Annotated in this window: 10 protein-coding genes; 3 read left to right on the top strand and 7 right to left on the bottom strand. The window is 58.9% G+C overall.

Annotated elements, in window-relative coordinates; translation table 11 throughout:
- The first annotated feature begins 3 nt into the window (after positions 1 to 3).
- Positions 4 to 561, top strand: a complete 558-nt coding sequence (locus tag JEM67_RS24345) for a YgjV family protein (protein ID WP_013814650.1) — start codon at positions 4 to 6, stop codon at positions 559 to 561.
- A 4-nt stretch (positions 562 to 565) separates the two neighbouring features.
- Here the strand turns inward: JEM67_RS24345 and sstT are convergent, their stop codons facing one another.
- The 5 genes from sstT to JEM67_RS24320 form a co-directional block, all read right to left on the bottom strand.
- Positions 566 to 1,801 (bottom strand): serine/threonine transporter SstT, encoded by a 1,236-nt coding sequence (gene sstT, locus JEM67_RS24340; RefSeq protein ID WP_199635729.1) that lies wholly within the window; start codon positions 1,799 to 1,801, stop codon positions 566 to 568.
- Positions 1,802 to 2,069: 268 nt separating this feature from the next.
- Entirely contained in the window at positions 2,070 to 3,044 is a 975-nt protein-coding gene (locus tag JEM67_RS24335) for a TerC family protein (RefSeq protein WP_006320513.1), read from the bottom strand.
- A gap of 257 nt (positions 3,045 to 3,301) precedes the next feature.
- Positions 3,302 to 4,033: a glutamine amidotransferase gene (locus tag JEM67_RS24330; protein WP_199635730.1), complete on the bottom strand. Its 732-nt coding sequence runs from the start codon at positions 4,031 to 4,033 to the stop codon at positions 3,302 to 3,304.
- Between the two features lies 1 nt (position 4,034).
- Positions 4,035 to 5,015, bottom strand: coding sequence for a Gfo/Idh/MocA family protein (locus JEM67_RS24325; RefSeq protein WP_199635731.1), 981 nt, complete (start codon positions 5,013 to 5,015; stop codon positions 4,035 to 4,037).
- Between the two features lie 100 nt (positions 5,016 to 5,115).
- Entirely contained in the window at positions 5,116 to 5,622 is a 507-nt protein-coding gene (locus tag JEM67_RS24320) for a M48 metallopeptidase family protein (protein WP_004948389.1), read from the bottom strand.
- A gap of 149 nt (positions 5,623 to 5,771) precedes the next feature.
- On the opposite strand from JEM67_RS24320, the gene rlmG reads away from it, so the two are divergent.
- Complete coding sequence (gene rlmG, locus JEM67_RS24315; RefSeq protein ID WP_199635732.1) at positions 5,772 to 6,911, top strand: 23S rRNA (guanine(1835)-N(2))-methyltransferase RlmG; 1,140 nt, start codon at positions 5,772 to 5,774, stop codon at positions 6,909 to 6,911.
- A gap of 47 nt (positions 6,912 to 6,958) precedes the next feature.
- On the opposite strand, the gene JEM67_RS24310 is transcribed toward rlmG, so the two are convergent.
- Entirely contained in the window at positions 6,959 to 8,980 is a 2,022-nt protein-coding gene (locus JEM67_RS24310; RefSeq protein ID WP_199635733.1) for an FAD-dependent oxidoreductase, read from the bottom strand.
- 426 nt (positions 8,981 to 9,406) lie between these two features.
- Between JEM67_RS24310 and JEM67_RS24305 the strand changes: the two genes are divergently transcribed.
- Positions 9,407 to 11,026, top strand: coding sequence for an ABC-F family ATP-binding cassette domain-containing protein (locus JEM67_RS24305; RefSeq protein WP_199635734.1), 1,620 nt, complete (start codon positions 9,407 to 9,409; stop codon positions 11,024 to 11,026).
- Here JEM67_RS24305 and JEM67_RS24300 read toward each other — a convergent pair.
- Positions 11,013 to 12,482, bottom strand: coding sequence for a PLP-dependent aminotransferase family protein (locus JEM67_RS24300; RefSeq protein ID WP_199635735.1), 1,470 nt, complete (start codon positions 12,480 to 12,482; stop codon positions 11,013 to 11,015). The genes JEM67_RS24305 and JEM67_RS24300 overlap by 14 nt on opposite strands.
- Positions 12,483 to 12,492: the final 10 nt, after the last annotated feature.

The following is a 12,492-nucleotide window of genomic DNA, read 5'->3' as shown; positions in this document are numbered from 1 at the left end:
CTAATGACGTTTTATTGGTTTGCCCAGGCCGTGGGCGTGCTGGCTTTTCTGGTCGGCATCACCAGTTTTTTCAATCGCGACGACCAGCGTTTCAAGCTGCAACTGTCAGGATACAGCCTGATTATTGGCATCCACTTCTTCCTTATGGGGGCGAGCGCCGCCGGCAGCAGCGCGTTGCTCAGCGCCTGCCGCAACCTGGTTTCAATGCGCACTCGCAGCCTGTGGGTGATGTGGCTGTTTATCGGTTTGACGCTGACCATCGGCCTGACGCACTTCCAACATCCCATCGAACTGTTGCCGATCTTCGGTACTTCAATCAGCACCTGGGCACTGTTTCGCACCCGCGGGCTGACGACCCGTTGCGTGATGTGGTGTTCCACCGCCTGCTGGGTTACGCATAACATCTGGCTCGGGTCGATAGGCGGTTCGCTGATAGAAGGCAGCTTCCTGCTGATGAACGGCTTCAACATTATCCGTTTCCGCCGCCTGCAACTGCGCGGCATCGATCCTTTTGCGGTAGAAAAAAAGGCGCCCATTGGGCGCCTTGCTGACGATCGTTAACCGCTTAACGCACGTTCAACGGGTCTTCATCCGCCAGACGTTGATCTTCCGCCTGGCAGGCCGCCGCGGTGAACAGCACGTCGGTGGATGAGTTCAGTGCGGTCTCTGCGGAGTCCTGCAGCACGCCGATGATAAAGCCCACCGCCACGACCTGCATGGCGATATCGTTCGGGATGCCGAACATGTTGCACGCCAGTGGGATCAGCAACAGCGAGCCGCCGGCCACGCCGGAAGCGCCGCAGGCGCAGATCGCCGCCACCACGCTCAGCAGCAGCGCGGTCGGAACGTCAACCGGAATGCCCAGAGTGTGCACCGCCGCCAGCGTCAGCACGGTAATGGTGATCGCCGCGCCGGCCATATTGATGGTTGCGCCCAACGGGATAGAAACCGAGTAGGTGTCTTCGTTCAGATTCAGCTTCTTGCACAACTCCATATTCACCGGAATGTTGGCGGCCGAGCTGCGGGTGAAGAACGCGGTCACGCCGCTTTCACGCAGGCAGGTGAACACCAGAGGATAAGGGTTTCGGCGGATTTTCCAGTAAACGATCAGCGGGTTCAGCACCAGCGCGACCAGCAGCATACAGCCGATCAACACCATCAGCAGTTGCGCATAGCCCCACAGTGCACCGAAGCCGGTTTCCGCCAACGTCGAAGCCACCAGACCGAAGATGCCGAGCGGCGCACAGCGGATCACCGCGCGCACCACCAAGGTGACCGCATGCGACATGTCGTTAATCAGCGATTTGGTGGTTTCTGAAGCGTGGCGCAGCGCCAGCCCCAGGCCAATCGCCCAGGCCAGGATGCCGATATAGTTGGCGTTAATCAGCGCGTGGAATGGGTTGGCGACCACGCTCATCAACAGGCTTTTCAGCACTTCAACAATGCCGCCCGGCGGGTTGATGTCCGCATTGCCGGCAACCAGCGCCAGATTGGACGGGAACATAAAGCTGACCACCACCGCCACCAGCGCCGCAGCGAAAGTCCCCAGCAGATAGAGGAACAGGATCGGGCGAATATTGGTTTTCTGCCCGTGCTTGTGGTTGGCGATCGAGGCCATGACCAGTACCAGAACCAACAGCGGTGCCACGGCTTTTAACGCGCCGACGAACAGCGCGCCAAGCAGCCCGACGGCGGAGGCTGCCGCCGGTGAAACCAACGCCACGATAATACCGGCCACCAGGCCGACCATAATTTGCTTAACCAGGCTGCCCTGTGTGATCCGTTTTAACAGTTTTTGCATAATGCTTTTCTTCCCGGTGAGGTTGCGCACAGACTGACTGCCTCGACAGGAACGCTGCCGGGCAATTTTTATTTCTATCTGTAACTAAGTATGTTTGCCAAATCAGTATTCAGTAAACAAATGGGGTTGGAAAGGGGTGGAAGTGAAATTCTGAGGGCGGATCAACTCTTGATAACATACTGGTTACATTTGTGTGATCGCAATAACGTTTGGCGTTTTGGACGAATTGCCAAACAATCACGGGGCGGCTAGCGCCCCGGATAACAGATTATGGTGCTTTATTCGCCAGGCGATCGTTGCGGCGGTTAACCCAGGCATTGATCAGCAGCGTTAATGTCAGAATACCGGCTACCACGCCGAGTGAAACGCCGATCGGGATATGGAAGAAGTCGATAATCAGCATTTTGACGCCGATAAACATCAGGATGATCGACAGACCGTATTTCAGCATCGAGAAGCGCTCCGCCACGTTGGCCAGCAGGAAATACATGGCGCGCAGGCCCATGATGGCAAACAGGTTAGAGGTCAGGACGATAAACGGATCGGTAGTCACGGCAAAGATGGCCGGAATGCTGTCGACCGCAAAAATCACGTCGCTCAGTTCCACCAGGATCAACACCAGCACCAGCGGCGTAGCGAACAGCAGCCCGTTGCGGCGCACGAAGAAACGCTCGCCTTCGAGATTGTCGGTCATGCGCAGATGGCTGCGCAGCCACCTTACCAGCGGCTTGTCGCCAATCGCCGAATCGTCTTCCTTCGCCAGCGCCATCTTGATGCCGGTGAACAGCAGGAAGGCACCGAACAGATACAGCAACCACTGGAACTGGGTCACCAGCCAGCTACCGGCGAAGATCATGATGGTACGCAGCACGATCGCGCCCAATACGCCGAAAATCAGTACGCGTCGTTGCAGGTTAGCCGGAACGGCGAAATAGCTGAACAGCATCAGCCAAACGAAGACGTTATCGACCGCCAGCGCTTTTTCGATCAGGTAACCGGTGAGGAAGGCGAGCGCCTGCGTATCGGCGACGGCGCGACCGGCGGTTTGGTTCAGGTAGTACCAGAAACCCAGGTTGAACAGCAGGGAAAGGCTGACCCACACCAGCGACCAACTGGCGGCCTGCTTCAGCGTCATGGTGTGCGCGCCTTTGCGGCCTTGCAGCAGTAAGTCGATTGCGAGCATCACAACTATGATGGCGGCGAAACTGCCCCATAACCAAGGTGTGCCAACGGTATTCATCATCAGAGATATCCTTCAAAAACAAAAACGGCCAACGTCGGAAGACGCCAGCCGCTCTGTGAACGCTGCAAGCAAACCTCGCCTTCCGGCAAGGTCTCACTTACAACGTTGATGAAGGTGCACCTGCAGTGCCCGTCACATCATGTTGCCCGGTAACCGGATGCTTGCGCATCGTAATGACGATTAACCGGCAATGAAGTTACTCCCCTTTGCACCGCAGAAAGTAATGCAAAATGTGTCAGCGGTCAACGTTTATCACGCTAGCCGGCCAGGGCCTTCTGCGCGCCGAGGCTGACGACGAAACCTTGCAGCAATAACCGACTGAAGGGTGTATCGCTAACCTGCTGTTGCTTAAGCTGATACTGCGTCTGCTGTTCGGGGTTCAGTTCGCCGAGCCAGCTCAGGTATTGGTTCATCACCGCACCGTTAAATTCCGGATGGAACTGGGTGGTCAGTACGTGATCGCCATAACTGAGGATCTGACAGGCGTCCTGCTGTGAACGGGCCAGCACCTTCGCGCCGGCAGGCGGTGTCAGTACGCTCTGCGAGTGGATCAGATTGGCCTTGAAATGCGGCGGCAGCATCGCCAGACGCCGATCGTTGGTGGCGGCGGGCAGCAGTTCAATATCCAGCGTACCGACCTCCATGCCCTGCGGGTGGTAGCCCACTTCACCGCCGAGCGCATAGGCCAGCAGTTGGTGACCGTAGCAGGCGCCGAAAATCGGCAGCTTGATCTGCATCGCCTGACGCAGCCACTCGGCGGCCTGCTCGCTCCACGGCAATTGTTCGGTGACCATCGCCGCCGATCCGGTAATGACCACGCTGGCGTAGTGTTGCGGCGCCTGCAGCTGTTCGCCTGAAGGAAGATGCACGATCTGCACGCGATCGGCGTCAATGTTGCCCTGTTGCAGGAACATTTCGTCGAAGTTGGCCTTTTCCCTGCGGATAATCTCCGGCGCATCACCGGTTTGCATCAACAATAGCGGTTTCACGTCATTCTCCGTCGGCAGGGAATACTACGCCGGTCTGGCGGCGGATTTCGGTCAGCAACTGGGCGACGATCAGCGAGTTTTCCAACCCTGGATGTTCCACCTGCCGTTTTTCAACCAGGTCAGCGAACGCTTGCGCCTCATACAGCATGGTATTGATATGCTGCGGTTGGGTCAGATCCTGACGATTGCCACCGCGCGGCGTCAGCGCCACACCCTGACACTCCGAAATTTTATCAATGACCAGCGTTCCTTCTTCACCCTGGATCTCGCTCGGAATATCCGAGTTGCTGACCTTGGAATGCGAAATGGTTACGTCAAAATCCCCGTAATTGAGGCAGGCGGTTCCATGCGCATCAACGCCGGTGTCCAGCAGCGCGGCGCTGGCGATCACGGATTTTGGTGCGCCAAACAGCGCCACGGCACTGGCCAGGCAATAGTAGCCAATGTCCATGATCGAGCCATTGGAAAACTGCGGGTTAAAGGTGTTTGGGTTCTCGCCGGCCAGATAACGCGGATAGCGCGAAGAGTATTGGCAGTAGTTGATAAAGGCTTTGCGCAGCCGACCGATTTTCGGCAGCGCCTGCTTCAGGGCCAGGAAATTCGGCAGGTGGGCGCTTTTGAAGGCTTCAAACAGCACCACCTGGTTTTCCCGTGCGCAGGCGACCAGTTGTTCTGCTTCGCGCAGGGTGGAGGCCAGCGGCTTTTCGCAGATCACGTGCTTTTTATGGCTGAGGAACAGCAGTGATTGCTGACAATGCAGGGAATTGGGGCTGGCGATGTACACCGCGTCGATGACGTCGGATTGGGCCAACGCCTCCAGGGAATCGAAAAACAGACTGACGTGATAGTTGGCGCCAAACGCCTGCGCCTGCTCGAGCTTGCGCGAATAGATGGCGGTCAGCTTCAGTTTGCCACTTTCATGTGCGGCGTCGATAAAGCGTTCCGTAATCCAGTTGGTGCCAACGACGGCAAAGCGAATCATAGATATCTCCGGTTCCCAAGCCCTATACCCTATGAATTTCAAGTGCTGCATAGGGTAGAAAGAATCAGATTATCACGGCAATTACCGAAGGCGAATCCCGCTATGCATACAGATCGCCAAATACGGAGAGGTGGGTCAGGTACAGCCGGGTGTCGAATTCCAACTGATGGTAATTCGGCTCCATATGGCAGCACAGGCTGTAGAAGGCTTTGTTGTGATCCTTCTCTTTCAGGTGCGCCAGTTCATGCACCACGATCATGCGCAGGAACGGCTCCGGTGCCAGCTTGAACACCGTCGCCACGCGGATTTCCGCCTTGGCCTTCAGCTTGCCACCCTGCACGCGTGAAATGGCGGTGTGCATGCCAAGCGCGTGTTTCATCACCTGGATTTTACCGTCGTAGGCCACTTTGCTCAGCGGCTGGGCGTTGCGCAGATACTGGTTTTTCAGATCGACGGTATACTGATAAAGCGACTTGTCGGTGGTGCAATCATGCACCTGCGGATAGCGCTGCAGCAGCACATCCCCCAGCCGCTGCTGGTCGATCAACTGCTGCACCTGGCTTTGCAGATGTTCAGGGTAACCCTGCAGGTAAGTCAGTTCGGACATCATCTTCCCGTATTGGCGGCAATTCAGCGGGCTATTCTATGACGTTTTTTCGCGCAAAGCCCGCAAAGGGCAATTTATCCGAAAAAACATTTTACTGATGGACGTTTTTAGGGGATAAACAGCCCAAATTTTATCAGTCAGGAGGGGCAATGAGCCAACTCGATCTGGGAACACAGCAACTTGAGCTGGAGCGTTATCCCCAACAGGAAGAATCCACCCAATTGCAGGCGTGGGAAGCGGCAGACGAATATCTGCTGCAACAGCTTGAAAATGTAGACATTGGCGGTCGCCCGGTGCTGATTTTCAACGACAACTTCGGCACGCTGGCCTGTGCGTTGCACGGCCATCAGCCTTACAGCATCAGCGATTCCTATATGAGCCAGCTGGCTACGCGCCATAACCTGAAGCTCAATGAGCTGGATCCGGAGCAGGTTACGCTGCTGGACAGTCTCGCCGAACTGCCTGCATCACCGGCAGTGGTGTTGATCCGCATCCCCAAGGCGCTGGCGCTGCTGGAACAGCAACTGCGCTCGCTACGCAACGTGGTGGCGCCGGACACGGTGATCATCGCCGGAGCCAAGGCGCGCGACGTGCACACCTCAACCATGCAGCTGTTTGAAAAGGTACTGGGGCCGACGCGTACCAGCCTGGCGTGGAAGAAAGCGCGCCTGATCCACTGCGAAGTGGCGGACATCGTGCCACCGGCGGCGTCGGAAACCACCAACTGGACGCTGGACGGCACCGATTGGCTGATCCACAACCATGCCAACGTGTTCTCACGCGGCAGCCTGGATATTGGCGCTCGTCTGTTCCTGGAAAATCTGCCGCACGATCTGGACGGTCACATTGTCGATCTCGGCTGCGGTAACGGCGTTATTGGCCTGGCCGCGCTGGTGCAGAACCCGCAAGCGCAGATGAGCTTTGTCGATGAGTCCTATATGGCGGTGGCGTCCAGCGAGTTGAACGTGGAGCACAACCTGCCGCAGGAGCTGGATCGCTGTCAATTTGAAGTGAATAACTCGCTGGCGGGGATTGAACGTGAAAGCGTGCAGGCGGTGCTGTGCAATCCACCGTTCCACCAGCAGCATGCGATCACCGATCATACTGCCTGGCAGATGTTCTGCGACGCCAAGCGTTGTCTGCAGGTGGGCGGCGAGCTGCGCATCGTCGGCAACCGTCATCTGGATTATCACCAGAAGCTGAAGCGTCTGTTTGGTAACTGCACCCTTGTGGCATCCAACAAGAAGTTTGTGATCCTGAAAGCGGTGAAATCCGGCGCACGTTATTGAGTAACCGGGGGGCGCAATGCATGCGCCCCTTAATGAATGGCTATTTATTACAGTGCCATCGCCAGCCGCGTGCCCTGATCGATTGCGCGGCGGGCGTCCAGCTCGGCGGCAACGTCCGCACCGCCAATCAAATGCACGGTTTTTCCCATCGCCAGTAGCGGCTGCTGCAGTTCGCGGCGTGGTTCCTGCCCGGCGCAGATAATCACCGTATCTACCGGCAGGCAGCTTTCCTGCTCGGCGCGCGCGATGTGCAATCCTTCCTCATCAATACGTTGATAGTTCACACTATTGAGCATCTTGACGCCACGCATTGTCAGACTGGTGCGGTGGATCCAACCGGTGGTTTTCCCCAGGCCTTCACCCACTTTGCTGGTTTTGCGCTGCAGCAGATAGATTTGCCGCGGCCCGCGTTCCGCCACCGGCCCTTGCGCCGCCAGCCCGCCGCGTTGGCTGAGCTGGCCATCGATACCCCATTCACGGTTAAATTCTGCCTGATCCAGGCTGCTCGACACGCCGTGCTGGCTGAGGTACTCGGCGGTGTCGAAGCCGATGCCGCCGGCGCCGATAATCGCCACCCGCTGGCCGACCGGCTTTTTGTCGCGCAATACGTCCAGATAGGTCAGCACCTTGGCGTTATCAATTCCTGGGATCGCCGGCGTGCGCGGCACTATGCCGCAGGCGAGGATCACTTCGTCGAATTCCGCCAGATCGACGGCTTCTACCTGCGTACCCAGTTTTACCGTCACCTCAAGCAGTGCCAGCTGGCGACGGAAGTAGCGCAGGGTTTCGTGGAATTCTTCTTTACCGGGGATCTGCTTGGCGATATTGAACTGTCCGCCAATCTGATCGGCGGCATCGAACAGCGTCACCCGGTGGCCGCGGCTGGCGGCGGTGGTGGCAAACGCCAATCCGGCCGGCCCGGCGCCGATCACCGCCAGCTTTTTCGGCTTTTCGGCCATGGTCAGCGGCATTTCGGTTTCACGGCAGGCGCGCGGGTTCACCAGGCAGGAGGTGAGCTTGCCTTCAAAAATCTGATCGAGACAGGCCTGATTGCAGCCAATGCAGGTGTTTATCTCGTCGGCACGCCCTTCTGCGGCTTTTTGCACAAAAGCGGCGTCGGCCAGGAACGGGCGGGCCATCGACACCATGTCGGCGCAGCCGTCCGCCAACACCTGTTCTGCAACCGCCGGGTCATTGATGCGGTTGGTGGTGATCAGCGGAATGCGCACTTTGCCCATCAGCTTGCGGGTCACCCAACTGAAACCGGCGCGCGGCACCATGGTGGCGATAGTCGGGATCCGCGCCTCATGCCAGCCGATGCCGGTATTGATCAGGGTTGCGTCCGCCTGTTCGATCGCCAGCGCCAGCTGCTCGATCTCCTGCCAGCTGGAGCCGTCTTCCACCAGATCGAGCATCGACAGGCGGTAAATCAAAATGAACTCGCGGCCAACCGCCTGACGCACCGCCCGGACGATCTCCACGGCAAAACGCATGCGATTGCCGAAGCTGCCTCCCCATGTGTCCTCGCGCTGGTTGGTGCGCGCCACCAGGAATTGGTTGATCAAATAGCCTTCGGAACCCATCACTTCTACGCCGTCGTAGCCGGCCTGCTGAGCCAGCAGTGCACAGTGGGCGAAGTCGGCGATGGTCTGTTCGATCTCCGTCTCACTCAGCGCGGTCGGGGCGAAAGGGTTGATCGGCGCCTGCAGCGCGGACGGCGCCACCGGCTGCGGTTGATAGCTGTAGCGGCCGGCATGCAGGATCTGCAACGCAATTTTGCCCCCGGCCTGGTGGACGGCGTCGGTGACGATCCGGTGATGATCGACCTGATCCCGGCGGTTGAGAGTGGAGCCGCCGCGATACACCACACCCTTTTCATTGGGGGCGATGCCGCCGGTCACGATCAGCGCCACGCCGGCCGCTGCGCGTTCGGCATAGAAAGCGGCCATGCGTTCCGGGCCATCGGGAAGTTCTTCCAGGCCGGTGTGCATCGATCCCATCAGCACCCGGTTTTTCAGGGTAGTGAAGCCGAGATCCAGCGGCGCCAGCAGGTGTGGGTAATTGCTCATTGCAGTCTCCATCGTTCATCCCCTTCATCTTTCAAACCGCAGCGTTGTTGGCCGTGTTCGGTCACCCCAGTCACTTACTGGAGTAAGCTCCCGGGGATTCCCGAACTTGCCGCCTAGCTGCAGTCTGAAAGCTATTGGGTATGAGAAACCGTTATTATTATGTAAACACAAGTGGTCGGATGAGATAAATCTAGCCGTTGTCTGTGCCGTTGGGAACTTGCATTGCGCTGAATGTGATAGATGTCATGAATCTTTGCGGTTGTTTGCCTGGCAGACAAGTTATCGGGTAACCTTTGTCTGCGGCATGTCCATGCCTTCTCTGCGGAGCCATTATCGAAAATGAACAAACACGCCTGTTGATATCTTGTCCCATGCTGAGCACGCCAGTGCCGGATGGGGATGCTTTGATTTCACTCAGGAGTGCTTATGGCTCATTTTGCGCAATCCCCTCATTTTGTTTTACACCAACTAACTTGCCAGTTTGCTAACGGCGAAACGCTGTTCGGCCCGCTGGATCTCACTTTCGATCAACAACGCTGTGGCCTGGTTGGGCGTAACGGCGTCGGCAAAACCCGTCTGCTGCGCCTGATCGCCGGCCTGGATCAACCGGGTGGCGGGCATGTGGAAACGTATGCTTCGCTGACCTATGTGGCGCAACAGCCGGAGATCGCAGCACAGATTACGCTGGCGCAGTTACTGGGCTATGGCGAGGTGTTTGCCGCGCTGGCCCGTATTGAACAGGGGCATTCGTTGGCGGACGATATCGATCGCCTGGAAGGGCAGTGGGATCTGATCGATCGTCTGCACGCTGCCTTTGCTGCCGCCGGATTGCCGGCGTTCGATCCGCTGCGGCCGGCCGGCTCCCTGAGCGGCGGGGAGCGAATGCGCGCGACGCTGTGTGGCGCGATGTTGGGCGGTGCGGATTACTTGCTGCTGGATGAACCGACCAACCACCTTGATACCGATGGGCGCGACTGGCTGTACCGGCAGTTGGCACAGTGGCGCGGCGGGTTGCTGGTTGCCAGCCATGATCGGCAACTGCTGGCGCGTATGGCGCGCATCGTCGAGCTGACGCCCGATGGGCTGCACAGCTACGGCGGCAACTACGATGACTATCGTCGGCAGCGCGATTTGGAGCAGCAGGCGGCGCGATCAGGCTGGGAACATGCGCGGCAGGAACGCAAACGCATTCGCGCCCGGCAGCAGAAAGAGCACGACATCAGCCAGCGGCGCTCAGCCCAAACGCTGAAAACCGTCGATACGCTGAATATCGCCTCTTTCGAACGCGTGGCCTACAAAGCGGCGGCCAAAGAGAGCCTCGGCACGCTGCGCAAACAGCATCAGGACCAAAAAAGCAGCCTCGATGCCGCCGTGCGCGAGGCGTACCAGCGGGTGGAAGAAGACAGCCCGGTGATGTTGACCCTGCCTGGCAGCGCGGTGATGGCGGGCAAGCAGGTGCTGGTGCTCGAGCAGCTGCAACTGCCTTTTGTCAGTGCGCCGCCGCTGGATATGCGTATCGACGGACCCATGCGCGTAGCGCTGACCGGCCCGAACGGCTGCGGAAAATCCACGTTGCTGAAGGTGATCCTCGGCCAGTTGGTGGCGGTGTCCGGTCACGTTCACTGCCCGCTGCCAATGGCTTACCTCGATCAAACCCTGTCGCAGTTCGATTCGCGGTTATCGGTGATGGCGCTGCTGGGGTTGCAGGATTCTCCGCTGGCCGAGGGGGCGTTGCGCACCCAGCTGGCGCAGTTGCAGCTCGGTGCGGAACGGATCACGTTGCCGTTGGCGGCGTTGAGCGGCGGAGAAAGGCTGAAGGCGGCGCTGGCCTGTGCGCTGTGGCGTAAGGAGCCGGCGCAATTGCTGTTGCTGGACGAGCCGACCAACCATTTGGATCTGGCTTCGTCACTGGCCATCGAGGCCGCGCTGGCGGAGTTTCCCGGTGCGATGCTGGTGGTCTCGCACGATGAAGACTTCCTGCGGGCGCTGAAACTGACTCATCGCCTGCATTGGCAGGACGGGGGCTGGCAGTTCAGGGCGCTGTAATGCATTGCAGCAGCAGGGTAAAGGCGGCGGCCATCTGTTCCTCCGGCACGCAGGCGAAGCCCATCAGCAAGCCGCGGCGGTGGTTGGGCAGCATGTAGTAACGCGACAGCGGCCGCACCAGCACGCCGCGTGCGCTGGCGGCGGCAGCGATCGCCACGTCGTCGGCTTCGTCCGGCAGGTTCAGGATCAGGTGCAGCCCGGCGTTGTTGTTGAATTCGCTCAACGCCTGCTTGCCCAGATGCTGCTCAATCAATGCGGTCAGAAACGCCCGCCGCCGGGCATACAGCAGCCGCATGCGGCGAATATGCGCGGTGTAGTGGCCTTCCTGAATAAACTGCGCCAGTGCGGTCTGGATCAGCAGGTGACCGCCGCGATACAGTTCGGCGTGCGCGGTTTTCAGCGCCGTCATCAAGGGTTTTGGCAGCACCACGTAACCCAGCCGCAGCGCCGGGTACAGCGTCTTGCTGAAGGTGCCGATATAAATCACCGGCGCATCGGCTTCCAGCCCTTGCAGCGCCGGGATGGGTTGGCCGGAAAAGCGGAACTCGCTGTCGTAGTCATCTTCGACAATCCAACTGCCGCCGTTGCGCGCCAACGCCAGCAACCGCTGCCGCCGCGCCAGGCTCATCACCGATCCCAGCGGATACTGGTGCGATGGGGTGACGAAAATCAGCCGTGGCGCGTCGGTTGGCTGTTCCGGCGGCACCATGCCGGCCTCATCGACCCCCAGTGGGCAGATATTCACGTCGTTCATCCGCAGAATATTGCGGATCCCCCAATAGCCCGGTTCTTCAATCCACGCGTCGTCGCCCGGATTGCACAGCATGCGCGTCACCAGATCTATCGCCTGATGAATGCCTTCGGTAATCAAAATTTGCTCCGGCGAGCAGCGCACCGAACGCGCCACGCGCAGATAGTCCACCAATGCATGCTGCAACTCCGGGCTGCCGCCCTGATTACTGTAGGTCAGCCGCTGCGGGACGGGGCGGCGGCTGATGCGCGCCTGGATCTTGCTGAACAGCTGGTGAGGAAAGGCGTTGACGTCGGGCACGCCGGGGATAAACGCACCCCACTGTTTGGGGCTGGCGCTGGCGTGATGCAGCAGGGTGGATCCTCGGGCCGACAGCTCAATGCGCCGTTGTTCTCCGTCACTGCCTGCGGGGGCGCTGACGGTAGATAAACAGCTGTCCGGCACGGTTTCGGCGACGAATGTGCCGCTGCCTGCGCGTGCCAAAACATAACCTTCCGCCAAGAGTTGTTCATAAACGGTTAATACGGTGTTGCGTGACAGCCTGAGTTCCTGCGCCAGATTGCGCGAGGCGGGCAGGCGGCTGGAGGGCGGCAAACTGCCGTCCAAAATACTGGTGCGGATCGCGTTATACAGCCGCTTGTGCAGCTTATCATCAGGCTGTTCGCCGAGGCGCTGCAATAACAGGTCACCACTCAGTGAGCGCAATTGGATCCCT

The sequence above is a fragment of the Serratia sp. PAMC26656 genome, from assembly GCF_016469055.2.
In the GTDB taxonomy this organism is placed as follows: Bacteria; Pseudomonadota; Gammaproteobacteria; order Enterobacterales; family Enterobacteriaceae; genus Serratia; species Serratia plymuthica.
Note: the sequence above shows the minus strand (reverse complement) of the source record. Positions and strands in the feature narration are given on the sequence as shown.